This window comes from Bartonella sp. AC535YNZD (assembly GCF_042196625.1).
Classification (GTDB): domain Bacteria; phylum Pseudomonadota; class Alphaproteobacteria; order Rhizobiales; family Rhizobiaceae; genus Bartonella.
Genome location: NZ_JBHIQP010000013.1, coordinates 1 through 25,489 on the forward strand (window position 1 = coordinate 1; position 25,489 = coordinate 25,489).

27 protein-coding genes, 1 tRNA gene and 2 pseudogenes are annotated in these 25,489 nt (G+C 41.0%); 26 read left to right on the plus strand and 4 right to left on the minus strand.

Annotation, left to right across the window (positions count from 1 at the left end; genetic code table 11):
- Positions 1 to 29: 29 nt before the first annotated feature.
- The 4 genes from ACFIM8_RS07410 to ACFIM8_RS07425 all read left to right on the plus strand — a co-directional run bounded on the left by ACFIM8_RS07410 (position 30) and on the right by ACFIM8_RS07425 (position 1,550).
- Positions 30 to 524, plus strand: coding sequence for a hypothetical protein (locus ACFIM8_RS07410; RefSeq protein WP_375614750.1), 495 nt, complete (start codon positions 30 to 32; stop codon positions 522 to 524).
- A 95-nt stretch (positions 525 to 619) separates the two neighbouring features.
- The gene (locus ACFIM8_RS07415) at positions 620 to 877 is read left to right on the plus strand and encodes an AbrB/MazE/SpoVT family DNA-binding domain-containing protein (protein ID WP_375607307.1); all 258 of its coding nucleotides are present in this window, start codon (positions 620 to 622) and stop codon (positions 875 to 877) included.
- Positions 877 to 1,209 (plus strand): type II toxin-antitoxin system PemK/MazF family toxin, encoded by a 333-nt coding sequence (locus ACFIM8_RS07420; protein WP_375607308.1) that lies wholly within the window; start codon positions 877 to 879, stop codon positions 1,207 to 1,209. Before ACFIM8_RS07415 ends, ACFIM8_RS07420 begins: the two co-directional genes overlap by 1 nt.
- A 113-nt stretch (positions 1,210 to 1,322) precedes the next feature.
- The gene (locus ACFIM8_RS07425) at positions 1,323 to 1,550 is read left to right on the plus strand and encodes a DUF6290 family protein (RefSeq protein ID WP_375607309.1); all 228 of its coding nucleotides are present in this window, start codon (positions 1,323 to 1,325) and stop codon (positions 1,548 to 1,550) included.
- Positions 1,551 to 1,613: 63 nt separating this feature from the next.
- Here ACFIM8_RS07425 and ACFIM8_RS07430 read toward each other — a convergent pair whose 3' ends face one another.
- Positions 1,614 to 2,222 (minus strand): hypothetical protein, encoded by a 609-nt coding sequence (locus tag ACFIM8_RS07430; RefSeq protein ID WP_375607310.1) that lies wholly within the window; start codon positions 2,220 to 2,222, stop codon positions 1,614 to 1,616.
- A 296-nt stretch (positions 2,223 to 2,518) separates the two neighbouring features.
- Between ACFIM8_RS07430 and ACFIM8_RS07435 the strand changes: the two genes are divergently transcribed.
- The 22 genes and pseudogenes from ACFIM8_RS07435 to ACFIM8_RS07540 all read left to right on the plus strand — a co-directional run.
- The gene (locus tag ACFIM8_RS07435; RefSeq protein ID WP_375607311.1) at positions 2,519 to 2,833 is read left to right on the plus strand and encodes a hypothetical protein; all 315 of its coding nucleotides are present in this window, start codon (positions 2,519 to 2,521) and stop codon (positions 2,831 to 2,833) included.
- On the plus strand, positions 2,814 to 4,139 hold the full coding sequence (locus ACFIM8_RS07440) for a PBSX family phage terminase large subunit (protein ID WP_375614732.1): 1,326 nt from the start codon (positions 2,814 to 2,816) through the stop codon (positions 4,137 to 4,139). The genes ACFIM8_RS07435 and ACFIM8_RS07440 overlap by 20 nt, the downstream gene beginning before the upstream one ends.
- Positions 4,124 to 6,178, plus strand: a complete 2,055-nt coding sequence (locus tag ACFIM8_RS07445; RefSeq protein ID WP_375614733.1) for a portal protein — start codon at positions 4,124 to 4,126, stop codon at positions 6,176 to 6,178. Before ACFIM8_RS07440 ends, ACFIM8_RS07445 begins: the two co-directional genes overlap by 16 nt.
- 11 nt (positions 6,179 to 6,189) lie before the next feature.
- Positions 6,190 to 7,101: a hypothetical protein gene (locus tag ACFIM8_RS07450; protein WP_375614734.1), complete on the plus strand. Its 912-nt coding sequence runs from the start codon at positions 6,190 to 6,192 to the stop codon at positions 7,099 to 7,101.
- Positions 7,102 to 7,198: 97 nt separating this feature from the next.
- On the plus strand, positions 7,199 to 8,341 hold the full coding sequence (locus ACFIM8_RS07455; protein ID WP_375614735.1) for a N4-gp56 family major capsid protein: 1,143 nt from the start codon (positions 7,199 to 7,201) through the stop codon (positions 8,339 to 8,341).
- Between the two features lie 19 nt (positions 8,342 to 8,360).
- Positions 8,361 to 8,819, plus strand: a complete 459-nt coding sequence (locus tag ACFIM8_RS07460) for a hypothetical protein (RefSeq protein WP_375614736.1) — start codon at positions 8,361 to 8,363, stop codon at positions 8,817 to 8,819.
- 72 nt (positions 8,820 to 8,891) lie between these two features.
- Positions 8,892 to 9,590: a hypothetical protein gene (locus ACFIM8_RS07465; protein WP_375614737.1), complete on the plus strand. Its 699-nt coding sequence runs from the start codon at positions 8,892 to 8,894 to the stop codon at positions 9,588 to 9,590.
- Positions 9,590 to 11,047, plus strand: a complete 1,458-nt coding sequence (locus ACFIM8_RS07470; protein ID WP_375607318.1) for a hypothetical protein — start codon at positions 9,590 to 9,592, stop codon at positions 11,045 to 11,047. The genes ACFIM8_RS07465 and ACFIM8_RS07470 overlap by 1 nt, the downstream gene beginning before the upstream one ends.
- Positions 11,048 to 11,088: 41 nt before the next feature.
- Positions 11,089 to 11,472 (plus strand): hypothetical protein, encoded by a 384-nt coding sequence (locus tag ACFIM8_RS07475; protein WP_375614751.1) that lies wholly within the window; start codon positions 11,089 to 11,091, stop codon positions 11,470 to 11,472.
- Between the two features lies 1 nt (position 11,473).
- Complete coding sequence (locus tag ACFIM8_RS07480) at positions 11,474 to 12,529, plus strand: tail fiber domain-containing protein (RefSeq protein ID WP_375614738.1); 1,056 nt, start codon at positions 11,474 to 11,476, stop codon at positions 12,527 to 12,529.
- Positions 12,529 to 14,388, plus strand: coding sequence for a hypothetical protein (locus tag ACFIM8_RS07485; RefSeq protein ID WP_375614739.1), 1,860 nt, complete (start codon positions 12,529 to 12,531; stop codon positions 14,386 to 14,388). The genes ACFIM8_RS07480 and ACFIM8_RS07485 overlap by 1 nt, the downstream gene beginning before the upstream one ends.
- Positions 14,381 to 16,627 (plus strand): hypothetical protein, encoded by a 2,247-nt coding sequence (locus ACFIM8_RS07490; protein WP_375614740.1) that lies wholly within the window; start codon positions 14,381 to 14,383, stop codon positions 16,625 to 16,627. Before ACFIM8_RS07485 ends, ACFIM8_RS07490 begins: the two co-directional genes overlap by 8 nt.
- Positions 16,627 to 17,619: a transglycosylase SLT domain-containing protein gene (locus ACFIM8_RS07495; RefSeq protein ID WP_375614741.1), complete on the plus strand. Its 993-nt coding sequence runs from the start codon at positions 16,627 to 16,629 to the stop codon at positions 17,617 to 17,619. Before ACFIM8_RS07490 ends, ACFIM8_RS07495 begins: the two co-directional genes overlap by 1 nt.
- Complete coding sequence (locus tag ACFIM8_RS07500) at positions 17,612 to 18,592, plus strand: tail fiber protein (RefSeq protein ID WP_375607322.1); 981 nt, start codon at positions 17,612 to 17,614, stop codon at positions 18,590 to 18,592. The genes ACFIM8_RS07495 and ACFIM8_RS07500 overlap by 8 nt, the downstream gene beginning before the upstream one ends.
- A gap of 9 nt (positions 18,593 to 18,601) precedes the next feature.
- The gene (locus ACFIM8_RS07505) at positions 18,602 to 18,856 is read left to right on the plus strand and encodes a hypothetical protein (protein ID WP_375607323.1); all 255 of its coding nucleotides are present in this window, start codon (positions 18,602 to 18,604) and stop codon (positions 18,854 to 18,856) included.
- Between the two features lie 13 nt (positions 18,857 to 18,869).
- Positions 18,870 to 20,579: an alanine-zipper protein gene (locus ACFIM8_RS07510; protein ID WP_375614742.1), complete on the plus strand. Its 1,710-nt coding sequence runs from the start codon at positions 18,870 to 18,872 to the stop codon at positions 20,577 to 20,579.
- A gap of 13 nt (positions 20,580 to 20,592) precedes the next feature.
- Positions 20,593 to 21,258 carry a lysozyme gene (locus tag ACFIM8_RS07515; RefSeq protein WP_375607325.1) on the plus strand — a complete coding sequence of 222 codons (666 nt, stop codon included), beginning with the start codon at positions 20,593 to 20,595 and terminating at the stop codon, positions 21,256 to 21,258.
- Positions 21,255 to 21,482 carry a hypothetical protein gene (locus ACFIM8_RS07520; protein WP_375607326.1) on the plus strand — a complete coding sequence of 76 codons (228 nt, stop codon included), beginning with the start codon at positions 21,255 to 21,257 and terminating at the stop codon, positions 21,480 to 21,482. The genes ACFIM8_RS07515 and ACFIM8_RS07520 overlap by 4 nt, the downstream gene beginning before the upstream one ends.
- Entirely contained in the window at positions 21,415 to 21,633 is a 219-nt protein-coding gene (locus ACFIM8_RS07525; protein WP_375607327.1) for a hypothetical protein, read from the plus strand. Before ACFIM8_RS07520 ends, ACFIM8_RS07525 begins: the two co-directional genes overlap by 68 nt.
- On the plus strand, positions 21,614 to 21,832 hold the full coding sequence (locus ACFIM8_RS07530) for a hypothetical protein (protein WP_375607328.1): 219 nt from the start codon (positions 21,614 to 21,616) through the stop codon (positions 21,830 to 21,832). Before ACFIM8_RS07525 ends, ACFIM8_RS07530 begins: the two co-directional genes overlap by 20 nt.
- 73 nt (positions 21,833 to 21,905) lie before the next feature.
- Entirely contained in the window at positions 21,906 to 22,691 is a 786-nt protein-coding gene (locus ACFIM8_RS07535; protein WP_375614743.1) for a DNA adenine methylase, read from the plus strand.
- A gap of 65 nt (positions 22,692 to 22,756) precedes the next feature.
- Positions 22,757 to 23,110 (plus strand): annotated as a pseudogene (locus tag ACFIM8_RS07540) (helix-turn-helix domain-containing protein); the annotation flags it as partial.
- 115 nt (positions 23,111 to 23,225) lie between these two features.
- Here the strand turns inward: ACFIM8_RS07540 and ACFIM8_RS07545 are convergent.
- From ACFIM8_RS07545 to ACFIM8_RS07555, 3 genes and pseudogenes are all read right to left on the minus strand, one after another.
- A tRNA-Ser gene (locus ACFIM8_RS07545) sits at positions 23,226 to 23,315 on the minus strand.
- A 945-nt stretch (positions 23,316 to 24,260) separates the two neighbouring features.
- Positions 24,261 to 25,084, minus strand: a pseudogene (locus tag ACFIM8_RS07550) (tyrosine-type recombinase/integrase); the annotation flags it as partial.
- Positions 25,085 to 25,133: 49 nt separating this feature from the next.
- Positions 25,134 to 25,478, minus strand: a complete 345-nt coding sequence (locus tag ACFIM8_RS07555; RefSeq protein WP_375614744.1) for a hypothetical protein — start codon at positions 25,476 to 25,478, stop codon at positions 25,134 to 25,136.
- Between the last annotated feature and the right edge of the window lie 11 nt (positions 25,479 to 25,489).

The window sequence follows — 25,489 nt, forward strand, 5'->3', positions numbered from 1 at the left end:
CATGTGGGCTCCCACAGATTAGGGGATGTATGAAAAAGAAAGATACTCATATTTCACAAGTGAAAGTACGTCAAGATTCTGTTAATCAATTGGCAATTGAAATGCGTGCTAAACGCTTCTGCTTGACCATAGAAGAGGCTAAAAGTCCGCTTGCTGGTTCTTATGTTGGGCGGCTATGTTTGCAAGGCGTGCTTACTCAAGATCAGTATGATGCTGCGCAAAAATATCTTGAAGTGAGAAATGACTATTCGTGTGCAAAAGGTTTGCCAAGCGCTGTTTATGATGAAATGCCATCATCTTCTGATGACAAAGCAAGAGAGAAGTGGGTTGAACGTGCAACAGAACAGTTTTGTAACATGCAAGAGGTAATCAAAGAAACACAATGCCTCTATAAACAGTATAATCTTTATGCGGCTCTACAATATCTTGTTAGTGAAGATCAAACGTTGCCATATCTTATAAATTCATTGCAGATTGCTCTGAATGCGCTTCATAAATATTTTGATAAAAAAAATAAATGGTAGATGTTTATTGTTCTTTTTCCATAAAAGCGTGAAAAGCTCTTGAAGAATATGCATTAGAATGTTATATTTTTATATAATATTAAAGGGAGTGTTTTATGCACACAACAAAATTACGTAAAGTTGGAGGGTCTGTTATGCTCTCTATACCGCCGGCGCTGCTTGATGTTCTTCATCTTACTGAAAACACGCAAGTGGGTTTGGCTATTGATAATGGACAATTGGTTGTGAAACCACAAACATTTCCTAGTTATACTCTTGATGAATTGTTAGCGCAATGTAATCCTTCGGACGATTTTGCGGATGATGATATGGAATGGTTTGATGCTAAGCCTGTTGGTAGAGAGCTGTTGTGATGAAGCGAGGCGAAATTTGGCTTGTATCTCTTGATCCATCTTCGGGTTATGAACAAAAAGGAACGCGTCCTGTATTAATTGTGTCACCAGAGCCATTTAATCGTGTAACAAAAACACCTATTGTCTTGCCTATTACAAGCGGAGGAAATTTTGCGAGAACCGCAGGGTTTGCTGTTTCATTAATGGGAGTGGGATTACATACAACAGGTGTGATACGTTGTGATCAACCACGTGCTCTCGATATAGCAGCGCGTCAGGGAAAGAGAATGGAAACAGTTCCCTCCGTGATTATGAACGAAGTCCTTGCGAAATTAGCAACGTTTCTTACGTAACTTTTTTCGGAATTTATGAGAATGTTGCCAAAGCAAGCGATATGACGTGAAACGTTTTTCTGTGCAATTCGTTGTATTTGTATTACAATGAATACAAAGATGAGGATTGCGTTATGACGATATCTATTCGGTTGTCAAGTGATCTCGAAACACGTTTGAATAATTTAGCTGCTAAGACAGGACGTACAAAGTCTTTTTATTTACGCGAGATTATTGAACGTGGAATAGAGGAAGCAGAGGATTATTATTTAGCCTCACAAGTAAGAGAGCGTGTTCGAAGGGGAGAGGGTACTTTTTATAGCTCTGAAGAGGTGAGGAAAGAGCTTGGCTTGGACGATTAGGTGTTAACAAACTGAAGCAAAGGCTGGGCAAATATTTTCATAAAAGCTTATCGCTATGTTGATTTAAAAGTAATCATCTGAGTAATCTAAATGTTTGAATTTCTTTTTTAATTCGTCCCGTTCTTCAATCGCCTCATCTCGTTCTCTAACAGCGTTGTCACGGTCTTTTATCACTAAATTATAAGAATTAACTAGCTCATTATGAGTATCGCAAAAAATTTTAAGTCCTCTTGACGCTAAAAACTCATACAGACCAACAGAGAAGATTGTTATTACCAACAAAATTTTTGTTGGGACTCCGAAAAAATGAAGTATAGAGATTCCTATTACTAGGCAAATTGTGATTTCGATCTCTACATACAAAAGAAACAAAAACAGCATGATTGGTACTGTAATTACGAGTACTATTATTCCCACATCTAAGGACTCGTAGAGGAGGATTCCTGTAGATATTATAGCTATAGATATCAGTACGTGCGTGAAATCACGACTATCATAATAATAATTATCACCTATTTCACAGTAGTGCGACGAAAATACATATCTAAAGATTGACCAGAAAATAGAAATAATCGATATTGCTGTCAAAACTCGAAGAGATAGAGAACCTGATATAAATAGTATATCAATTATTACTACTATTGCGCCAAAATACATTGATATTGGTTCCATAGTTTCCCCCCTTTTTTAGCAGTTCCCAGTCATATAATTGATTCGTTTAGAGGATACAATTGTGAGTGGTTGGTTGTTAAAGACACTAGATTTAGGTAAAAAAATAAAAAATATACAATATCGTGATTTTTTTGTTGACAGGATATGAAAAATAGTGTTTTATGGCGTTGCTGTACTAGTCGAATTGTGTCTAGAATTACGGTAAAGGTATAACCTTTCTTATAAGTTTATATGATTGTTCAGAGCCCTGCTTTTGCGGGGTTTTTTTATTGTCTTGTTTACAAAAAGAAACACACATGAAAACCACTGAAAAACTTGCAAAAAAAACGCCCCCAAAGGCAGGTCAAGGGCGAGTAAAAGGTGTGCCAAATAAAACGACACGTATTTTGAAAGAAGCAGTGCTTAAGGCAGCTGAGCGCGCTGGTAAGAAATATGGTGATGATGGTTTGATCTCTTATCTAGAAAAACAGGCAATCAAATGCCCCGCTGCTTATCTGTCATTGTTGGGAAAGATTTTGCCTCTTCAAGTGACAGGGGAAGATGGGGGCGCCATTAAGATGATAACGCGTGTAGAAATCGCGCCTTTGGTCAATGACGACACGACAGATTAATATTGTTCCAAAGCTTATACCGATTTTTACAGGTAAGGCTTTGGTGCGTGCTGCTTGGGGAGGAAGAGGGTCTGGAAAGACAAGATCATTTGCCTTGATGGCTGCTTTAAAAGGCTATCAATTTGGTATGGGAGGGATATCAGGCACTATACTTTGTGCACGTCAGTTTCAGAATTCGCTAGCAGAGAGTTCATTGGAGGAGATTAAGCGCGCCATTGAAGCGCACGACTTTTTAAAGGACTATTACAAGGTTGGGGAGTCGTCGATTAAATCGATAGATGGTCGTATAGCCTTTCAGTTTTCTGGACTAGACCGTAATATTGCCAGTATCAAATCCATGGGGCGTATTTTGCTTTGTTGGGTTGATGAAGCAGAGCCGGTTACAGAGACGGCTTGGCAGACGCTTATACCGACTTTGCGAGAAGAGGGAGAGGGGTGGCGAGCAGAGTTATGGGTCACATGGAACCCGTTGCGAGAGAATGCACCCGTTGAGAAGCGGTTTCGCTTTTCAGACAATGAGGCAATCAAGCGTGTAGAGATCAATTGGTCAGACAATCCGAAGTTTCCCAAGATCTTGAATGAAGCACGATTGGATGATCTGAGAAACCGTCCAGAGACCTATAAGCATATCTGGGAAGGGGATTATCTGAAAGCGGTTCAAGGTGCTTATTATCAGAGGGAAATGTTGGCAGCCGAGCAAGAGGGGCGGATAGGGCGTGTTGCGCGTGACCCTTTAATGCAGATACGGGCTTTTTGGGACATTGGGGGTACGGGCGCCAAGGCAGATGCAACAGCGATATGGATAGCACAGTTTGTGGGGCGAGAAATCAGAGTGCTTAATTATTACGAAGCACAGGGACAGCCATTATCGGAACATATCGGTTGGTTACGTCAAAATGGTTATGAGAAGGCATTGATGGTGTTACCCCATGATGGTGCGACGAGAGATCGTGTGCACAATGTGAGTTTTGAGAGTGCTTTAAATGATGCGGGTTTTGAAACGCAAGTAATCCCTAATCAAGGGGCGGGGGCGGTTAAGATGCGAATAGAGGCGGTGCGGCGTATTTTGCCGTCTGTTTGGTTTAATGAAGAGATGACGGTAGCAGGGCGCAAAGCACTGAATTGGTATCACGAGAAATGGGATGAGAAGCGCGGCATTGGTTTGGGTGCAGAGCATGATTGGTCGAGCCATGGGGCGGATGCCTTTGGTTTAATGTGCGTTGTCTATGAAGCACCCAGTGTCAAACCCAAGCAAGAGCGTTATTGCACGATGGAAAGAGAAGCGGCATCATGGATGGCATTCTAGATCAAGACTTTCAAAAAACGACAATCCTCGATGAATATGAAATCTATAAGCGTTTAAAGTCTTGGTACGCAGAAGATATTGAACATGTCAATAAATGGCGTGAACAGGCGCGTGAAGATTTTGATTTTTATAATGGTCGTCAATGGGCAGAGGAAGATCTTGCGGTTTTAAAAGAGCAACGCCGTCCTGTCATGACTTTTAACCGCATTGCGCCCCTTGTGAATGCTATTGTTGGAGCGGAGCGTAATAATAAGCGCGAAGTACAGTTTCAACCACGGCAAATGGGAGCAGCAATACCCAATGAATTGCTTACTGGAGCAGCAGAATGGTTTCGTGATGAGGCGGAGGCGGAATATGCCGATTCCGATGCTTTTCAGGATATGGTCATTTGCGGTATGGGCTGGACAGATACGCGGCTTGATTATGATACAGATCCCGAAGGGATACCTGCTGTTCAACGTTTAGATCCCTTAAAAATGGTTTGGGATGCCAATGCTGTAAGACCAAATCTCATTGACGCACAGCGTATGTGGTATGTTGATCGTAAATCTGTTGAGGATGCTAAAAGTCTTTTTCCTGATGTTGCTGTTGAAGATCTTAACGCCGATTGGGCTATCGATAGTACAACCGCTTCTGAGGATTCTCATGTGTCACTTGATGCGTATCAAGATGACTCCAATGCGACTTCTCTATCAGAGCCGTGTTCTAGGAAACGCTATGTTACGCTGGTTGAATGCCGTTGGTTTGAATATGAGATCACTTACAAGGCGCCTGATCTTCAAACCGGCCAGATGCGCAACTATAGCAAACAGGAGTTTGAACAGCTTCAAAGGGTGATGCCACAACTACAAGGGGTGTGTTTTAATAAAAAAGTGGTGAGGCGCGCTTTTCTAGGACGACGTCTTTTAGCAAAGCCCGATAAGCCATTAGCACCTGATGGGCAATTTGGGTGGGAGTGTATCACGGGCACGCTGGATAAGCTTAAAAACCAGTTTTACGGGATTGTTCGCCCCGCAAAAGATCCACAAAAATGGTCGAATAAATATTTTAGCCAAGTGATGTATATCCTTAATAGCCAGTCTAAGGGCGGCTTGATGGCAGAACGAGACGCTTTCGATGATGATCGCCAAGCTATGGAAAGCTGGGCGCGAACGGATACGATTACTTGGGTTAAAAATGGCGCGCTTATAGGAGGGAAAATTCAACCAAAGCCAAGTGCACAATTTCCCAATGGATTTTTTCAGCTGTTTAATGAATCGCGTGAAGCGATAACGCATGTAACAGGGTTATCAGCTGAGTTTATCGGAACACGGGAGGTCAACCAAGCCAATGTGCTGGAAAACACACGCCGGCAATCAACGCTTAATTTGCTTGCGGGGTTGTTTGACAATCTCAAGCTTTATCGGTGTAGGCAGGGAAAGATTATTCTCTATCTTATTCAAAATTATCTCTCTGATGGGCGTTTGGTACGTATTTCTGGACAAGAGAATGCCCAATATGTGCCGTTGACGCGTGAAGCTGTCACAACGCTTGAGTACGACATTATTGTTGATGATTCACCGACAAGCCCCAATGAAAAAGAGAAAACTTTTGCAGCAATTACGCAGATGTTGCCGCTGCTTGGTGGTTTCTTAACACCGGAGATGATTCCAGATCTTTTAAAGCTTTCCCCACTACCGGCAACATTGGTAGCAAATTTAACGGCAAAAGCACAGCAGGCACAACAAGAACAGCAGCAACAGCAGATGATACAACAAAGCCAAGGAGCACAATTAACTCCAGAGCAACAAGCAAAGATTGCTGTTTTACAGCAAGAAGCGCAAGCAAAGAGCACACTCTATCAACTTGATGCGCAGCAGAAACAAACGGCATTGCAGCAGAAAAATATCGAACTTTTCTTGAAACAAGAACAAGCGCGTATGCAGCTCGAACTTCAACAGGCAAAAAATGAGATAGCGCAGCGTGATTTAGAACGCAAAGCTTTACAGGCACAGTTGGAACACTATCGAGTTTTGACAAAAAATATAATAACACATTGAAGGGACAGAATATGGAAGAAGAGTTTACGCCTGAAGAACAAGCAATCTATGATGAACATTTTGCCAGTGATAATGCTGTTGAGTTGGTCGAGCCTGAACAAGTTGAGGAAGTTTTTGATGCAGAGGAAAGTTCTGAACAGCCAGCTGTAGAACCGCTTCAGGAGCAGCCAAATTCTGATGTAATAGAATCTGATAAACTAGAGCAAGAGCGGCAAGCACGCCAAAAGGCAGAACAAAGCGCCATTGAAGCGCGTGAATTGGCTATTGAACTTGCGCAAAAATATGCCGCAATGCAGGAAGAAATCACGCGCCGCCGTGAGGAAAATGTTCCCTCCCTAGAAGATGACCCACAAGCACATGTTGCATGGCTTAGTCATAAGGTACAAGAACAACAGAAATTACTTGATGAGTTTTCTCGCATAAGAGAGAGCCAAGAGCGCATGAGTCAAGAGGAATATGAACGCCAAAAGTTAGGGGATTATTTCGAGGAAGCCAAAGCGCAGGTACAAGATAAATATCCGGATTTAGACAGTATCACCGATTATCTCTATGAAAGAGCAGACAGTGTCCTACAAGCGCAGGCAGATCTTTATCCACAATGGAAAGACCCCATGGCTCGGCAACAGCAAATTGGTGTTGAATTGCGTCAGATATGCCAACAATGCCAAAAAGCCGGTATAAACCCAATAGAGGTGCTGGTGCAAAAAGCAAAGGCTTTTGGCTATAGTGAAGCACCAATAAAGGATGAAGTGGAAACCCTTCAAGAGCGCTCTCAAGCAGCGCGAACACTTACAGCGCGCGGCGGACAAGTTCCAACAGGCGGTATGGATGTGAGAACGCTCTTTTCCATGCCAGAAGCCGAATTTGCTGTATGGGTTGAGAAAAATCCCGAAAAATTTGAACAAATTATGAGCAGAGCGTGAGATGTGCGTGGTGACGCAACAGAGAGAACCAAGTGATTTTTATCGTTTGGGATAGCCGCAAGGCGAGTTTTAAAAACCAAGAAAGGCATTGATTGAAATGGCAGTAACACAGGTAAATCTTAATGACCCATTAGCCGTTGGCGTTTGGGCTAAGATGCTAAACACGGAAACTTCAAAAGCGTTGCCCATTGCACCGCTGATGGGAAAAGGCAAAAACAGCATTATTCAAGTATTGGATATGTTAGGAAAATCCGCTGGTGACTCTGTGACGAGCGGATTAAGAGTCCAACTTATGGGGGATGGCGTTAGCGAGGGACAAACACTGGAGGGGAATGAAGAAGCACTCCAATTTATGAATGAAACGGTGCGTATTAACGAGCTTTCTCATGCTGTACGCGTAAAATATGAAGGCACCATTGATCAACAACGTGTCTTATTTAATTTACGAACAGAAGCAAAGGATGGACTTGTTGATTGGTATGCAGATCGCTTAAGTTTGATGTTCTTCATTCAGGCAGCAGGTTATACAGCACCATGGATTCACTTTGAAGGACGCACCATAACCCTTAAACCGGTGCATTATGGTTTTAATGCTCCATTAGAGCCAAGCAAATTGCGTATTATTCGCCCAGCTAAGAAAAAAACTGATGAAGAACTTACAAAAGACGATGTTTTTACATTAGATCTTATAGATCAGGCTGTTGAACGCGCTAAACTTGCTAATCCACGTTTGCGCCCTGTTCGTGTTGATGGAAAATCTGCTTATGTGATGTATCTCCACCCAACACAAGTGACCCAATTACGGACCAATACAAAGAGCGGGCAGTGGTTAGACATTACCAAAGCAGCTTATGATGGTTCACGGTCTCAGAACCCAATTTTTGATGGCTCTTTGGGGATGTATAACGGTGTCATCTTACGTGAAGCTGAACATGTTCCCAATGGTATCAATTCAAAGACACAAGAACCTGTAACATCTGTTCGCCGTGCCGTGTTGCTTGGTGCACAAAGCGTTATCATGGCTTATGGGCGCGTTGGTAATGGAGCAACAGGAGGCGATGGGAAAGGGGGAACACGCTATAAACTTGTTGAAGAACTGTTTGATTATCAACGTGAATTTGGGGTTGCAGCAAAAACTATTATCGGCATGAAAAAGTCACGCTATACCTTACCGCATTCTGATCAAGGGGGACAGGATTTTGGTACCATTGTCATCCCTTCTTTTGCCGAAGCAAGCTAATTATTAAAGGATGACAATTATGGCAGAAAAATCGCTAATTACACAGGAACCTGATGAAACTGTTGAACCTATTGAACCTATTGAAATTGTTGAGATGACAGATGAGGGATTGCCACCTGTTTTGCAGGGACGCAACAACTCTACGCAGCAGGTTAGTTATTTACGGGCGCGTGTTAAATGTACGGACCAAGGGTTGATAACGAAAATTGGCGTTCTACCCCGAGGGGCTTTTATAAAAAGTATTACAGCTTATCCCATGGAGGATTTTGAAGATGTAAAAGCTACATTTGGAAAAGAGCCTCATGGTAATGATTATGGAAATATAGGGCTTACGCAATATTCCAATAGCAATCTGTACCTCCCTATGAAGGAACGAGATGTTCCATTAGAAGCTGAAAGTGCGATTTACATGACACGAGACAAGAAAAGCACCAAAGGTGATGTTGAGGTGATTGTTGAGTTTTATACAAATCGTTAAAGGCAAGGGGGCGTTTGTTGCTTGCGTCCCCCTCCCATACAAGATGCCGCAAGACATTTGGAAGAGGGTAATATGACAATAATAGTACAGACAGGTGGTCCGATTGGAGACAAACAGACCATTGCTCCTTGGGATAAAAATTTTATCCAGATGTTAAACGATATTCAGGATGAAATAGATGATCAAACAGATGAGTATGTTGATCAAGTGCAAAGGGCGATATTTTCGGCTATTCGCTTTTGTGAACGATTGCCTTTTTATTTCAATGAAAGCCGCGAAGTTGTTTTTACCACTATAAAGGGAAAAAGCCGTTATGGTGCAGAGACACATCCTTCAATGACAGGGGCTGTTCGCATTGTTGATGCTTACATTTATGAAGATAATCACAGCAAATCAAAGCTTTTGCATACAGATCCGCTTTTTATTGAGAATCTTGAGGATGATTGTAGCCATGGCATGCCGACACGCTATGCTTATTTTGAACAAAAGCTTGTATTGTATCCAACACCAGAGCGAGTTTATTCTATCAGGCTTATTCTTGACCCTATAAGAATAAAAGATATTGAGAGTGCACAAGAAGCGTCCATATGGTTTTTAGAAGCCTATGAACTGATCAAAACGCGTGCAAAGTATGAAATTTATACCAATATTATTAAAGAACCACAGATGGCAGCGGCAGCTTTTGCCATGTTTCAAGAGCAACTCGATGCGCTACAAATTGAAACATCACGGCGCAAGAATTTGTTAAAAATTCAACACACGGATTTCTGATGACCTTTATTCCTATTGCTGAGTATAGACCAGATGTTGCATTTATTAATAGTGGTTATTCTAGTGAGATTGTGAACGTTTTACCTGCACCAAATTCGTATATTCCGTTTCCTATTGTGGCGCCGGTCTCAGATCCTTTTCCGGATGTGGTTTTGGGGGTCTATGCGGTGCGCTCATTGGGTGGTGTTCGCATCATTGTGGGGGCACCAACAAAACTTTATGAATATGACAACAGCACGCGCGGCTGGAAAGACATTAGCAAACCTTACACACAATATCACGCCAATGAAACTGCACTTTGGTCTTTTGCCTCCTTTGGTGATCATATCATTGCTGTTAATAGCAATGATCCACCACAAATGCTTTCGTTAAAAACGGATGAAAGGTTTTGTGATCTGAGCGGTAATCCTCCGCGTGCTGGACTTGTACGTGTGTGGGGTGATTTTGTTTGCTTGATGCAATTAACAGATAAGCCAAACCGTGTTCAGTGGTCAGGTTTGAATGATGCGACACATTGGACGGTTGGGGAGAAAAATTGCGATTATCAAGATTTTCCCGATGGAGAATATGTTCAAGGATCTACGGAATCAACAAATCCGCTTATTTTCATGCGCTCCGCCATTTATCACGCAACCTTTGTACCAGGCTCTAAAATTATATTCAGTTTTGCAAAAATAAAAGACAAAATAGGAGCTAAAAGCAGCACAGCAATTGCAAGCCGTGGAGACTGTACTTTTTTTGTCTCTGATGATGGTTTTTATCAAATCAACAGTGCTGGTGAAATGCTCCCTATTGGTTTTGGCAAAGTCGATAAAACCATCTTCACACTTTACAATAACTTTGCCATTGATGAGATGAGGGCATGTATTGATCCGGTCTATTCTCGTGTTTATTTTTCTATCAATGATAACACTGAAGGTATGCATATTTATGTTTATGATTGGCTCTTGCAAATATGGAGTGTCATTAAGGGGCAGAACCTTCTCTTATTTCCCCTCTTTGCTGCTGGTTATACATTAGAAGGCTTAGACGAAGTACAAGAGAGCTTGAAAGATTTACCAGCTTCTCTTGATAGTAAAATGTGGCAAAATGGTGCGCCTGTTTTGGGAGCCTTTACGCCAGACAACACATTTGGTTTTTTTGCAGGTCCTCCGATGGAAGCAGTTATTGCTTCACAAATTGTGGGGGATACGGGCAGGCAAATCAACCTGATGAGTGAGGCTTTTGTTCAAGCGGATACCACAAATGGTTTTTTAAGTGTTGGAGCGGCTTTTATCATTGATAACAAGAACCAATTAAATTGGGCTAAAGAGCGTTATGCCGGCTATAATATTGGGATGTATAATATCCGCTCACGGGCGCGTTATCACGCTTTGCGTCTGAGAATACCAGAAGGTACGCCATGGACGCATATAACAGGCTTTGATGTAACGCTGAAACCCGCGGGCATAAGATGAGTTTTAAGATCTATAATACAGAAAAATGGAGCGCTGAACAAATGGCGCCCTATTTTGACAATGTCATAAAATCGATAGCTTATTTTAATCAAAAATTCCCTGATGATTATAATACAGAGACCATTTTAAACGATATTTTGAAGGGAGAAAAAGTTCTTTGGATTATCGTTGATGCGCATGAAAACTTTATGGCGCATGTCACAACACAGTTACAAGAACTCGTCACTGGAGCATTAAGGGCGGTTGTTGTCACGCTTGGTGGAAAGGGAGGAGCGCCCTTAACAAAGCTTATCACTCAGATTGAAGCCTATTACAAGAAAAAAGGGGCAAAAGAGCTTGTCATCATAGGCAGGCGAGGGTGGGAAAAATCTCTTAAATCGCATGGATATCTCGTTAATCTTTTAGAATATAGAAAGCAGCTTTAATATGGGAAAAAGTTCTAAACCAATCCAGAATACCCAAAACACGACGCAAACAAATGAACCCCCTGCATGGGCAAAAGGTATTTTTGAACACGCAGCTCAAGATGCCATGACTTTTTATAACCAAGGCAGCGGAAAAGCCGTTTATGACGGGCAGCGTGTTGCGGGTTTAAGTGATCAAACAAAGAATGCGATTAAAGGGCTTAGCAATAATACGCATAACTATGATAATAACACTTTAAATGGATTAGCCACAGGGGAAAATTCAACAAGCCAAAACTTAAAGAATATGGCTTCAGGGCAACAAATAGGCAATAACCCTTACTTTAATGAAGCACTTCAAAACGCATTAAATAAAGCAACAAGCTCTATTAACAGTTCGCTAGCAGGCGCGGGGCGTTATGGTTCTGGTGCACATACGGGCGTTTTGGCTGATGAATTAGGCGGCATAGCAACACAAGCTCTCTCACAGCAATATAACCAAGATGTCAACAATATGATGCAAGCTAATGGAATGATTGATCAAGCCAATCAAAATCAGTTGGCGGGCGCTAATAACTTCTTTCAAGGTCAAGGACAGGCAAATCTCAATGCATTGGCGGGAGGGAGTGTGCTTGATGCCAATCATCAACGGCAATTGGATGAAGAGCGGCAAAAATGGGAGCAGCAGAACAATCTTGATTGGGACCAGTTAAGTAAGTTGCTTGCAGCTGGTGGGGCTGTTGCTGGAAATTACGGAACGCGAACAGGACAAATGACGACATTGACTCCACAGCCAAAACCTAATCCATGGGAGATTGTTGGAAATGTTGGAACTATCCTTGGTACTTTTGCTGGGCTTAGTGACATCAGAGCAAAAGAAAACATCAGAGAGGCTGGGCAGAGAAATGGCTATACACTCTATGAATACAACTACAAAGGTTATCCAGAGCGCTATCGCGGGGTGATGGCGCAGGATGTTTTGAAGACAAATCCTAAAGCTGTTTTTTTGCATAAGACGACAGGCTTTTTGCATGTGGATTATAGCAAGCTTGGATTTGAAATGGAAAGGGTGCAGTGATGGAACAAAACAGCTTTAATACTTTATCACTATTTATGAATCCAAAAGTTTTGCGTCCTTTAATACATCAGGGTCTTTTTCAGTTACCTAAATATTTTTTTCAAAAACATTCCACGCCTTCAAACACACCGTTTGAAGGACGATACAAGCCTAGTTTTATAGAACGGGCTGCTTTTAGCACAAACCCTTTTGATGCGAGCAATGGGGCTGATACGCCACAAAAATTGAGTCCTACAGAGCTTATTCGCGGTGCTCAAACAGGAGGAGGAGAAGCTGGGAAAAAAACACCAGCAGAACTGATTATGTCTACGGATGATTTAAAGCGTCAAATGCCCCCTTTGCCGGATGCTTCAAAGGATACTGTTAAGATCCAAGAGGCGCCAGAGCAAGGAAAGAATGACTTTTCAGGGCAAAAAGTGGTTGAAATATTGCCTTCTCAATCTTCGTTTGTTGCTAACACAGATAAAGCTGATGAGAATAAAGCACGTGCACAGCAGAAAGATGCCATGGATTATATTGCACAACTTAATGAGAAATCTGTAGCGGAAAACTCTTTGAAAAACGATTCTGGAAATAATGAGGAAAAGCTTTTTGAGGCACCCATAGGAGAAGAAAAACATTTGAATGCACACTTACCAGAAGAGGAGCATTTAAAAGCAAGTGCTAAGCCCGAACAGGCAACCGATTATGTAAACGCAGTTGGAAACTTTATCCATAAAGATGCAGACCCAAGTAGCTTATGGGAGCGTTTTAGAAAATCAGAATTTTCCGAGCATTTAATGGATTTTTTTGCAGGGTTAGCATCAGGAAAAACACCGCAAGAAAGTTTTTCAAATGCGGCGCTTGTTATGCGGCAGGGCAATAATGTACGCGCTCAAAATAGACCAATTTTTGAGTTTTTACGCTCTAAAGGATATAGTGATAAAGACGCACAAGCCCTTGTGCAATATCCAGATCTTGCCATGAAAGTTATAGGAAACACGTTAAGCCCTCAAGAAGGCTATAGAACATTGACATCAGAAGAAAAGGCAGAGCAAGGATTGCCTGAGGATATGACTTTCCAAGTCTCAACAAGCACAGGGAAAATTATACCTGTCCAAGGGGGACAACGTTCCACTGCTTCTGGATTAGGGGGAAATACTGATAACATGCTGTCAAAGCCTGAAGCAGGCTATATGCTTATTAAGGATGAAAATGCTCCTCATGGTATACGTGCGATGCCAATTGCAGGCAGTGGTGCAGAACATAAATTAATTCAAGAACAGAAGGATGATGAACGTAAAAATCAACAAATACAAATGCAAATTCTGGAAACAGCAGACAGGTCAAATCGCATACTCTCAGCATCTAAAGAATTGCTAAAAACTGTTGAGGAACACCCGCATGTTGTTGGTTTCACTGGTCCTATAATGTCGTTCCTTCCTAATTCTCAGGCAAAAGATTTCGGGCATATGCTCGATTCATTGAAGGCGAGTATCGGGCTTGATGCCTTGAGAAAAGCAAAAGCATTTTCACCAAATGGCGCATCTGGCTTTGGAAACTTGTCTAATATGGAATTGCAAGCATTGCAAAACTCTGTAGCAGCACTGTATCAAGATCTTTCTGCAGAGCAAATGAAGAAATCTTTAAAAACAGTTATTGACACTTTCAATAAATCCAATGCAGCAACGCGCGCAATTCTTTTTGGTGGTGCAGAAGCAACAAACGAGCTCGTTCGAGCCGCCTATGGGCAAGATGCTTATAAGGGAAATCATGCACAGTCAAATGATCCACTAGAAAAACAGATAGAAGCATTGCCGGAAGGCATGCTGTTCGTTGATAGTGACGGGCGCATTAAGGAGAAACAAACCAATGGCTGAAGTAATCCCCCCTCTTATTAATCGTAAAAACACAAGAGTCATTGGACATGTAAGTGACTATACACCAGAACAGCTTCAAGAGCTTTTTTCAAAAAATAAGGAAAGGTTAAGGGGTTCTGTTACAGGAAATAAAGGTGCAACAGAGGAAACAGAAGAAGATGGTCCACATCCAAGTGCTGCGGGTGCTTTTGGATGGGGAGCTCTTCACGGGTTAACCATGGGGTATGATGATGAATTAGCCGGAATATTAGAGGCGGGTCCTATTGCTTATTGGACGGGAGATAAAGAGGCAGTCAAAAAATATAATGAAGTAACAAAGCGATGGCGTGACTATCAAAGAGCGGCGAACCGAGATCAGTTTTATCTATCTCTTGCGGGGAATTTAGCGGGTGCTGCGGCACCCGTAATTGCTTCTGCTCTCTTTCCACCCGCGGCAGGTGCTACTGCGGCTGCTCGTGCGGCAATTGGGGCTGATGTTGTGCTGGGAGGTAGAGCTGGTGTTGCAGGAGCACAAATAACCAGTAAAGCTTTAGCAGCAGGAGAAAGGGCGGTGCAATCTGCTTTAGCAGAGGGTGCGGAACGGGCAGCGGCAAAAGCTGCAGGTGAAGCAGCAATGAAAGCAGTAGCAAGTAAAGAGGCGGCAAAATTTAGCTTGGGGCGTGCAGCAAAAACTGGAGCCATTTATGGTGGAATAGCAGGCAGTGGTGAGGGGGAAGGGCTTGCAGATACTCTAGTGTCTGCTGGGTTTGGTGCAGGGCTAGGCGTTGCAACACCATTTGTTGCCAGTGGTGTATCAAAAGCAACATCTTTTGCGACAAGATCACTAAAAAAAACGCCTGCTATTGTGAAAAAAACACCTGCGGCTCTCAAAAACACAGTTGGAAAATTGTTTGGTAAAACTGAACCAATAACACAAGGTGTAGAAAAAGAAGCATTTCAGATAAGCGATAGAGCGCTTAGGGATGTAAGCCAAACTTTAGGGGATGAAGGTGTTGATAAACTTGAAAGGGCATTAAAACAGCGAGGTCCTGATTCAATGATTATTGATCTTCATGATGGGCTTGCTACAAGAGCTTTTAAGGCAGCAAAAAAAGACCATGATACATATTCGCTCATAAGTAATCGTTTGAATGAAAGGCAAGATGCGAGTGCATTGCGGGTAAAGAATGCGTTGACAGATGTGATGGGTCCAAAAGTAGATACGCTTAATTTAAAGCAAGAGATTATCAAACAAGCACAGAAAAAGGCTGAACCATTTTATGAGAGGGCGAAAGCTTCTCCCATTTCTAATGCTGTTCGTGAAGATTTATCGCGGTTGCAAGAAACTCCTGCCTTCCAAAAAGCCTATAAAAAAGCAATTGCGCAAATGCCAAATGAAGCGGATGCAACAGTTATAGAGAGCAATGGATATCCAAAGCTGAATATGCGAATTTTACATAAGATGAAAGAGGTTTTGGATGATCAAATTAATTCTGCGCGCATCAAAGGAAAACAAGGATATGCGCGAGATTTGACTCTGTTCAAACAACGCATTCTGGACGTTTTGGATACGTCCTCTCCAGATTATGCTAAAGCACGGAAAATTTATTATGACGAGCGTACTATTGGTGATGCCCTCGAGCAGGGAGAGCAAGCGCTGAAGAAGAGCGTTAATCTCGACACAATCAACAGTCAACTTTCGGATTTTGGGTTGATGGAAAAAGATGCGTTTCAAAAAGGTATACGGTCGCAAGTAGAACATGCGGCAGGCAATGCACAGAATTTTGACCACAATCTTTTGAGTTTGTTTGACACAAAAAATGGTCAAGAAAAATTGCAGCGGAGTTATGGTGAGGATAAAGCAAAACAGCTTATGAAAATGTTGCGACCAGAAGTGGAAAGAACAAAGCTTTTTGCACGATTGCCAAACCATATAGGTGAAGTGGAAGAGAGGGGGGCACAACAGACTATGGGTGTAGGAAAGATTGCTTTCATCAAGGCAGTTGTAAAAAATTTCTTAGAGAAATTTGGACGCAAATTCTCAAGCGTCCATAAAGATACTGAGAGAGATATTGCAGCGCTTATAACAGCGCGGGAAAAAGGAGATTTTGGGTTAGCAAGAGAAAAAGCCGTTGAATTAATTAAGAAGTTTCATGAAGCAGAAAAGAAACGCTTAATAACCAAAGAAGACCACACAAAATTCTTCAATTTTCTTGGCATTCTTTTGAATAGCAGTGCTGATAGAACGGTTATAAACTAATGATCAATTTTCATCCCAATGTGAAGCGTGCTATCTCACAGGCAGCACAAAAATATGGTTTACCAGAAAGCTTTCTTGAACGTGTTGCTATGATAGAAAGTAATGGTAATCCAAATGCAAGAAATAAGAACAGCAGTGCAGGGGGGCTGTATCAATTTCTCGATTCAACAGCAAAACACTATCAACTGAATGACAAGTTTGATCCCTTTCAAGCAACTGATGCTATGGCACGGTTAACGAAGGATAATACGCGTTATTTAGCCACAGCATTAGGCAGAGAGCCATCAGAGGCAGAGCTTTACCTCGCACACCAACAAGGACCAGCAGGGGCAGTAAAACTTATCAAAAATCCACATATTCCAGCAAGCCAGCTTTTAGGTCGACAGGCAGTCACACTCAACGGTGGCAACATGGAAGCTACAGCAAGGGATTTTATGAATCATATTTATGGACTTTATAATAAAACGGGAGATGCTTTGAAGAAAACGATACAGCAAAACCAAAGCAATGGACAAGCAGCACCAAACGAGGTGGGGCCTTTGCGTGGGTTTGAGAGGCTTCAAAAGACAATTCAAGGTAATCAAGTGGGGCAAGGTGATCAAGGGGACAACCAATTGATGGCATATGACACGCCATTCCCAAACAGAATGATGGCACCTGAAAGCAGAGACAATTTAACAGGACAGGTTATGGAAACTACACCATTACAAGCACAAGGTATTGATGCAGGTGCTCTTAAAAAGGGCTTTTCCGGTTTGCTTCATTTAATGAGAGAGAATGGAGAACGACAAAAACAGCAGGCACAGATGGTACAGCAACAAATGTTACAGCAACCAGTCATGGCGGGTTTCTCACAATCGACTGGGGGACCGACAGATTTAACACCTCTCATTGATCCCTCTAGGCGGCAATCTGTTGGTTCCTATGGGCGGCAAAAAGAAGAGCAATTGCGCGAAGAGCTATTAAGAAGAACGGGGGCTTATCATGTCTGATATTTATGACTGGTCACTCACAGCTGATCAAAATGCCAATTCCGATAGTATCATTAATTGGGCAGAAGGGCAGCCACCTAGTTCTGTTAATGATAGTGCGCGGGTCATGATGCAGCGTATACGTGAATATCTTGCCGATAATGGTGGTTCTCTTGACTCAAAGTTTATTGTGAATGGAAAGGAACAAACAACATCAATCACGTTGACGACGGTGTCGCCGATAGCGAAATATAAAAACGATATCATTATCCGCTTTAAGGCGCGTGGTATAAATATTGGTACGACAACAATAAACATGAATAATATAGGAGCAAAGCCACTCTATAAAGCCACCAGCACGGGGATAGTACCATTGATAGGTGGTGAGTTACAAACGGGCGGTATTTATGAAATAGTCTATAATGATGGCGTATCAACAAAAGGTCTTGATGGCTGGTATCTTTTAAACCCTACCCCCATTCCACTACCAAAGGTCGAAACCTTTCCTTGCGGTTTTATTGCGACCTTTGCTATGCAAGAAGTGCCAAACGGTTGGCTTTTATGTGATGGCGCTACTTATGAACGCAAGGATTATCCGCAATTATTCAAGGCGATAGGGGATAAATGGGGAAAAAACAGCGATACAACCTTTAAAGTTCCAGACTTTAGAGGAATGTTTTTGCGCGGCTTTGATAATGGTCGCGGTTTAGACAGAAGTAGAAAATTTGCTGATATACAGCAAGATTGCCTTAAATCGCACACACATGCTTGTAGTGTTGAATCGGCGGGGCAGCATACACACGAGTTTCAGTATAATGGAGTGGGATGGAGTGCCAATGATATTGGTAGAAGAAACCCCTCTTATCACTATGCCGTTCTTGGAGGAACAACACAACCTGCTGGAGTGCATACGCACAAGATAACACTTTCTTCAACGGGCGAGGCAGAAACACGCCCTGTTAATGTACCGGTTGTTTATGCCATAAAATCGTGAGTTTTTCAAATGATCAATAATCCGTCTGCTATTGATGATATTGCGGACGCGGAGCAAATCCGCGTCCTTTTTTATGCAAGCAATAGAATGGTCCATGCACCATTAAATAAGGTGCTTGATCTTGTCAAAAGCGACATACAGCATGATCTTTTAAGCGCTTTGGCAGAATATAAAGAAGCGACAGATAAACGTCTCGAGACCATGCAACAACTTATTGATGAATTGCAGTCCTCTCTTCACACAACAAGACAACGAACTGATTAAGGAATGAAACGCGATGCCATTACCCTATCACACACATATATTTAAGCTTGAACCAGCAACAAAGAAAGAAGTCAAAGAAGGTGTTTTAAATAGTAAGGCTCTTGCACCAGTTTCAGTGGGGAGTGCAGCAGCTTATGAGGTAGAATATTTTGCAACTGCTGCTCAAGGAAAAAAGGCTGATGATGCTGTTGCAAAGAGAGATATTGGAGCCCTTGCTTACAAAAATAAGGTCACAATTCACGATATTGAAGCAAGTGGTGAAGCGCATGAGAATGCGATTTTATCAGGCGCTGGTTGGGTAAAAATATCGCCTTTAGGGATTGGCGATATGAAGGCTGCTACATATGATCCCGACAATGTGGGGGCAAATGCATTTTCTATGGAAAATATGCACGAGGGTTCTACAAAAAAGATCTTAACCACAGAGGAAAGATCAAAGTTACGATGGTTGAGTGCTACGCAGCCAACAATGGAAAAATGGCGTATGGGGGATGAAGGTGTTTATTATCCCATATCTCCGGTAGATCTCAAAAATACCATTCGTTATTTTGTAGGCTCAAAGTCTTTTGGTATGTCAAAATCAGTCTATGATCCAGATAAAATAGAAAAAGATGCCTTTGATATGGAGAATATGAAGGAAGGGAAAAAGCATCTTATCTTAACTCCTCCAGAACGTGCACAGATTGCAAAAATTGATAAAGTTGAAGATGTTGCACAACAAGGGATTCATGTTGCAAGTGAAGCGAAGAACGTTGCAGATAGTGCATTAAGAACAGCAAATGATGCAAAAGCTTATGCAGTAGATGCAAAAAAAACGGCTGAGACAGCACAAAAAACGGGAGACAGTGCAAAAGCTGAGGCAAATATTGCGCAAACAGCAGCCGATAAAGCGCAAGATACAGCACATAGTGTACAGAAAAAAGTTGATCTCATTCAACCTCTTGCCAAACAAGACTGGATTGATGGCACAAAAACAGTGGATGCACTTATTTCACCAGCCAAACTGATGGCTTCAATCAAAGCAAATAGTAGCAATAGCAGCGGCGGTAGTGGCGGCAACAATGATGGCGGGGTTAGAAAACCTGTTGAAATTCTGATGACAGAAAGCGGAGATATTCTATTGCCTGATGGTATTACTGCTGACACCGATATCGAAGTATGGGCTTGGGGCGGTGGAGGTGGTGGTGTTAAAGATGGCGGCGGAGGCGGCGGTCAATGCGTGCATGTTAAAATGAAAGGTTCTGATTTAGATAAATTAAAAACAGCTTACATTGGTCGTGGTGGTAAAGGCAATGACAGTAACATTTTATGCAATGGTGGTAAAACAATTATCAAAGGGCTTGTTACTGCAGAAGGAGGATATTCCGTCTCCATGATTTTTGTTAACTTTGGAGGGAAAGGTGGCGATGGAGGAGGAAACAGGGACGGCAGCAGTGGTGAAAGCTTTATTTTTTCTGGTGGTAATGGTGGAGGGAGTGGAATAGACGGCAAGAGAGCTGGTACTGGTGGAAGTTCTTTTCTTGGCGGCGGCGGCGGCGGTGGCGGTAAATGTAAGGGTTCTATCATGGGGCAGGGTGGTGAGAGTTACAAAGGTGGTAGAGGTGGTCGTGGCGGCAATGGAGCTGGCGGCGGCGGCGGGGGATATTTCGATGGGAAATCCGGAGGCGACAAAATTGGCGGCGACGGTGGTGACGGAGCAGTACTCATAAAAGTATATTTATAAGGTGAATTGAACAATGGTACGGAAAATAAGTAAAGACTGTTTATACTGTTTAAAAAAGTGGGAAGGTTTGCGCTTGCAGGCTTATCAAGATGCTTCTGGCATATGGACGATTGGTTATGGTCATACGAAAAAAGCCGGTCAACCAACAGTTGTTGAAGGTATGGTGATTACAGAAAAAAAAGCTGAAAACATGCTTTTAGCAGATTTGCGGCAATATGAGAGGGCGGTAGAAAAAGCAGTTTGTGTGAATTTAAGCGACGAGCAGTTCGGCGCTCTTGTTTCCTTTTGTTATAATGTGGGTATTGCAGCTTTCCAAAACTCTACATTGCTTAAAAGGCTTAATCGGGGGGATTATGAAGCGGTACCAACCGAATTGCAGAAATGGACCAAAGCGGGAGGCAAACGTTTACAAGGTCTCGTACACCGGCGTGTAGCTGAGGCAGGGCTATGGGCGAAAGGGGCTTATGTTTCTTCTAATTATCAAACAGTAGAAACGAAACAACCAACAGGGTTTCTCAAAGCAGAAGCATTGGCACCGATTATTGGTTCTTTCTCAGGTCTTGGTGGGTTTTTAGCGGGCAATGGACCAATCCAATGGGCTTTAGCCGCCATTATGGTTTTAGCCGCATGTACTGGCATTTTCTTTGTTGCTAAACGCTTTCAGGAGCACCGCCTATGATCTTATGGATGAAAAGAAACTTGATGGTAACAGGTGCGGCTTTAGCCGCTTTTTTTATAGTTTTAGCCAAAGCTTTCACTCTTGGAAAAAAGGCTGAACAGCAAAAGCAAACAGAAAAAACCTTAAAAGCAGCAACAACCCGTCTTGAGGTAGAAAATGAAATTAACAAAAAAAGTGATACTGATGTGCGTGCTGCTCTCTCTCGTTGGTTGCACGACAAATAAATATATCTCTTCTTGTGTTGGTTGGTTACCTATTTATTTAAGCCAGCAAGATGTCGACACCATCAGTTCGAGCTTAGCAAGAGAGATCTTAAAACATAATAAGCAAGGAGAACGCTTGTGTGGGTGGCAACATGGTAAGAAAAAAAGCTGAAAAACATACAGAGCTTACAGAATCGGAAAAAGAAATGCTTCAAGAAATGATCATCACTTATCAAAGCGTGAAAATGATGTCTCGCTTGATGAAGTGGATAGCATTTTTTCTTTTTTTGCTTATCCTTGATTTTGCACGCCTCATGGATGCGTTAGATAATGTCATTGCACATTTAAAGCAGTGGTTTTCAAAGAATTAGTCTCACTAAATTTATCCTTAAAATATGAAAAAATGATTAGGCTTGCAAAAGCTTGAGGGAATGAACTTCGCTTATGAAAGAGGAAAGTTTTACACAAACGCTGTTTGCGTGGATGGGTGGTAAACACTATCTGCGTAAGAAAATTATACCGATTTTAAATAATATTGACCATGAAACCTATGTTGAACCATTTTTAGGCTCTGGTGTTATTTTTCTAAATAAAAGACCAGCAAAATATTCTGTGATTAATGATTTGAATGGAGAGATCACGAATCTGTTTCAATGCGTTCAAAACTATTTTGATGATTTAGCCAAACGATTGGAGTGGTTTGTTTGTTCAAGACAGTTGTTTTTTGATCTTGCTGCGATTGACCCAGAAGAGCTCTCCAAAGTTGAAAGAGCCGCACGGTTTTTATTTCTCCAGCGTTGTGTGATGTATGGGAAAAAAGAGTATGTCTCTTTTAGCTTTGGAAGAAAAAGACTGGCAGAGTTTAATCCCGAAAAGCTTTTAGCGAGGATGAAACGTGTTAGACAGAAGCTTCTTGATACGACGATTTTAAATTTGTCGTGGGAGCGGGTTATCGAGCTATTTGATGCACCCGACAGTTTATTTTACCTAGACCCTCCTTATCTTGTAAAGAAGAAGTGCTATAGCTCTGGGAATTTTGTTGAAGATGATTTTGTGAGTATGGCAAGAGTCCTCAAAGGCATTCAAGGCAAATTTGTCTTGAGTCTGAATGATTGTGATGCGGTTCGAGAGATCTTTAAGGATTTTGACTTTTTAGAAGTTGAGACCCTTTGGACCTCTGGTTTTGCTAAAAAACCACCCCGAAAAGAACTCTTGATTCGTAATAATTGAAGAAAATCATAAAAAGATTTGTTAGAATCAGAAGAAAATATTTCTTCTCTAATAGGACTTTTTATATGGTTACATCTTTTGGTAAAATTTTACGGAAACTTCGCATTGATCACTCCGAACGCCTCTTAGATATGGCTAAGAAATTAGATATATCTGTAGCATTTTTATCATCTGTAGAAATTGGCAAAAAATCTGTTCCTGTAGGATTGGAGGAAAAGATAATTGAACTCTATGCTTTAGATCAAGAGGTAGCAGAAATTTTGAGAAGAGAGTCGGATTCTTGTCGCAAAAGTTTTATTATAAAGCCTTCTGATACTTTCAGATGTGAAACTGTTGGTATGTTTTCTAGACTGATAAACATTATTTCACAAGAAGATTTAGAACTATTAAAAAAATTATTAGAGAAAGCTGGCAAAAAGAATGCATTTTGTAAAGGAAAGTGTAAAAATTCTATTCCCGAACCTTTATTTATTTATCCCGAACCTTTAAAAAAGTCATATAAAATCAAAAAGTTATAGCACCATAAAAGTGCTGTGGCGGAGGGGGTGGGATTCGAACCCACGGTACAGTCTCCTGCACGCCGGTTTTCAAGACCGGTGCCTTAAACCGCTCGGCCACCCCTCCAAACTAGATATGCTTTTTGACAAATTTCTTGCAAAAGGTCAATCATTTTAATACGCATTTTAAAGCGTTCTTTGTAAAACTATTTAAGTTTCAATTAAAATAATTCTTCATAAGTTAATTCTTTTAGTGTGTTATCTAAGAGTTTCATTTTTAAATATGATAGTTTTTTCTGAAAAAATGAAAGGTAATTATGATATTTATCATTTCTTTTTCCTGTTTGAAAATTTTTCACAAAGCAATATTTTTTAAGTTCTAATGGTCGTTTTCGTAATAATAAGAAAAGTTCAGTTGAAAATGTTTGATAAATTATATTAAATTTCGGTCGTGTATTTTTAAATTATTTTACCTTTACAGATATTTATTCTATTTAGATCGGTCATATCTGCGAAAAGAAAATGTTATTGCTTTGACAGTTTATGAGAGATAAATTTGTAAGAATGGGATATATATTCAAGGAAAATTTTTATTGAGTTTAAATAAGTACAATTCAATAAGAAAGCTCTTTAAAAGATTTTTATTTTTTAAATAAAAATATTCAGATATTTAATGCGTCTAAAGGGTATCTTGGAGGAAAGGGCTGATTTACACTATTTGAATAAAATGTTGTGTAAGATTTGCATCGACAGTTTGAAACCTTTTCCATATATGACTGAAAATTAGGTATATTTATAATGCTTTTTTCTTTAGGATAAGCAAAAAGGTAATTTGAATGGAAGAAAAGATTATTGAACGCTTAGATCAATAAATAGTTTGTTAAAGTATTGCATAGTTTTTCAAGAATAGAACTTAAAAACGCTAAATTATGCAGAGGAAAAAAGCATAAACTTTAACAGAAAAGGTTTTAAAAGCCGTTTCATTCACAAATATGTGTAAAATAAAATATTTATGTCTAATATAAGAGAATAGGTTGTTCCTGATTCTATTGAGTTTTATAGTCCTCTTTTCCTCATCTTTTTGAAGCTTTTTTATGGCTTCAAGAGCAAGTTTTTACGGTCTGCGCTTTTTGTGTAAAGAGATGCCATAGTGTCGTCTGTCTAGCCAAAAACTGCTTTGAGTTGCGAGACTGTTGCACCGAAATTAGCAGCGCGTGTTGCTGCTAATTTTCTTAAACCATGCGCGCTGATTTTTTAATGCCTACAGTATTACAAGTCTATCTAAATGTATCGCCAAAGCTTTCTTTCGAGAGTTTTTGATTAACTTGACCACAAATGAATGTTTCTTCTCCAATAGGACCAATTTAAAGGGTTTGGGCTATTTCAGACAAAATTGGCAGAAAAACATCTGTTTGGAATTTACTTTTTTCTGTTTTGACTGGAAATCCGTCTTCGTTTTTGAGAGGAGGTCTTTTGATTCTTAAAGCTGGATTATTTTCAAAAAGACCCTGTTCAATGGCCCATTTAAAAAGTCCGTTTAGACCTTTCAGAAAGTCTCTAGCCATTCCAAGTGTTTATTTGCGATGTTCAACACCGGCTATAATATGTTTCTTTTCGATTGCTTGGTATGAAATGATACCTATAGAATCACACACCTTCATCAGGATGAGTTCTTTTTATGACTTTAGAGAAGCTATGCCAATTGATACTGTTAAAATACTGTTTAAGTAGCCATGCAAATAACCTTTCAATAAGTTTACCGGTTTTGGATTTTGGAAGTATAAGCCCTTGTAATTTAGCAAGCGCACTTTGGTAGTTGTCAACAAACTCTTGCGTTCCATAGGTTCCACGTACTCTAATGCGTTGACCACGACCAATACGCACATACCATATAATTTTACCATGGCGTGAATCACGCTGGTGTTAAAAGGTTAGTTTTTTGGTGTTAGAAAGGAATGTCGTCTTTTGTTGAAGGGACGCCGTTCTGGGCGGTCATAGTTTTGTTACAAGCTTCTGAATTATCATAAATTTTTTCGTTTTCAAAAATCTGTGCATTATAAGCAACTTGTGCGTTATCAAAAACCTTAGCGCTATCGTAAATATTGGTAAAGGAATACGCCTTGGCATCATTATAAATCCAACAATCGTTTTCATGACTTAAACTGTCTTCATCCTCTATAAAGCTGTCAAGATTACCTGCCTTTTTATCTCTAAAGTCTCTCAATTCATGGATACGGTAAAGCGTAATGTATCCATCAAACTCTATTGTTTCATCAGTTTTTCTCCCCATGATTTATTTCC

Bases quoted from the DNA above. Each gene is read 5' to 3' on its own strand.
- ACFIM8_RS07410 (WP_375614750.1), top strand. From the start codon at position 30: ATGAAAAAGAAAGATACTCATATTTCACAAGTGAAAGTACGTCAAGAT.
- ACFIM8_RS07415 (WP_375607307.1), top strand. From the start codon at position 620: ATGCACACAACAAAATTACGTAAAGTTGGAGGGTCTGTTATGCTCTCT.
- ACFIM8_RS07420 (WP_375607308.1), top strand. From the start codon at position 877: ATGAAGCGAGGCGAAATTTGGCTTGTATCTCTTGATCCATCTTCGGGT.
- ACFIM8_RS07425 (WP_375607309.1), top strand. From the start codon at position 1,323: ATGACGATATCTATTCGGTTGTCAAGTGATCTCGAAACACGTTTGAAT.
- ACFIM8_RS07430 (WP_375607310.1), bottom strand. From the start codon at position 2,222: ATGGAACCAATATCAATGTATTTTGGCGCAATAGTAGTAATAATTGAT.
- ACFIM8_RS07435 (WP_375607311.1), top strand. From the start codon at position 2,519: ATGAAAACCACTGAAAAACTTGCAAAAAAAACGCCCCCAAAGGCAGGT.
- ACFIM8_RS07440 (WP_375614732.1), top strand. From the start codon at position 2,814: ATGACGACACGACAGATTAATATTGTTCCAAAGCTTATACCGATTTTT.
- ACFIM8_RS07445 (WP_375614733.1), top strand. From the start codon at position 4,124: ATGGATGGCATTCTAGATCAAGACTTTCAAAAAACGACAATCCTCGAT.
- ACFIM8_RS07450 (WP_375614734.1), top strand. From the start codon at position 6,190: ATGGAAGAAGAGTTTACGCCTGAAGAACAAGCAATCTATGATGAACAT.
- ACFIM8_RS07455 (WP_375614735.1), top strand. From the start codon at position 7,199: ATGGCAGTAACACAGGTAAATCTTAATGACCCATTAGCCGTTGGCGTT.
- ACFIM8_RS07460 (WP_375614736.1), top strand. From the start codon at position 8,361: ATGGCAGAAAAATCGCTAATTACACAGGAACCTGATGAAACTGTTGAA.
- ACFIM8_RS07465 (WP_375614737.1), top strand. From the start codon at position 8,892: ATGACAATAATAGTACAGACAGGTGGTCCGATTGGAGACAAACAGACC.
- ACFIM8_RS07470 (WP_375607318.1), top strand. From the start codon at position 9,590: ATGACCTTTATTCCTATTGCTGAGTATAGACCAGATGTTGCATTTATT.
- ACFIM8_RS07475 (WP_375614751.1), top strand. From the start codon at position 11,089: ATGGCGCCCTATTTTGACAATGTCATAAAATCGATAGCTTATTTTAAT.
- ACFIM8_RS07480 (WP_375614738.1), top strand. From the start codon at position 11,474: ATGGGAAAAAGTTCTAAACCAATCCAGAATACCCAAAACACGACGCAA.
- ACFIM8_RS07485 (WP_375614739.1), top strand. From the start codon at position 12,529: ATGGAACAAAACAGCTTTAATACTTTATCACTATTTATGAATCCAAAA.
- ACFIM8_RS07490 (WP_375614740.1), top strand. From the start codon at position 14,381: ATGGCTGAAGTAATCCCCCCTCTTATTAATCGTAAAAACACAAGAGTC.
- ACFIM8_RS07495 (WP_375614741.1), top strand. From the start codon at position 16,627: ATGATCAATTTTCATCCCAATGTGAAGCGTGCTATCTCACAGGCAGCA.
- ACFIM8_RS07500 (WP_375607322.1), top strand. From the start codon at position 17,612: ATGTCTGATATTTATGACTGGTCACTCACAGCTGATCAAAATGCCAAT.
- ACFIM8_RS07505 (WP_375607323.1), top strand. From the start codon at position 18,602: ATGATCAATAATCCGTCTGCTATTGATGATATTGCGGACGCGGAGCAA.
- ACFIM8_RS07510 (WP_375614742.1), top strand. From the start codon at position 18,870: ATGCCATTACCCTATCACACACATATATTTAAGCTTGAACCAGCAACA.
- ACFIM8_RS07515 (WP_375607325.1), top strand. From the start codon at position 20,593: ATGGTACGGAAAATAAGTAAAGACTGTTTATACTGTTTAAAAAAGTGG.
- ACFIM8_RS07520 (WP_375607326.1), top strand. From the start codon at position 21,255: ATGATCTTATGGATGAAAAGAAACTTGATGGTAACAGGTGCGGCTTTA.
- ACFIM8_RS07525 (WP_375607327.1), top strand. From the start codon at position 21,415: ATGAAATTAACAAAAAAAGTGATACTGATGTGCGTGCTGCTCTCTCTC.
- ACFIM8_RS07530 (WP_375607328.1), top strand. From the start codon at position 21,614: ATGGTAAGAAAAAAAGCTGAAAAACATACAGAGCTTACAGAATCGGAA.
- ACFIM8_RS07535 (WP_375614743.1), top strand. From the start codon at position 21,906: ATGAAAGAGGAAAGTTTTACACAAACGCTGTTTGCGTGGATGGGTGGT.
- ACFIM8_RS07555 (WP_375614744.1), bottom strand. From the start codon at position 25,478: ATGGGGAGAAAAACTGATGAAACAATAGAGTTTGATGGATACATTACG.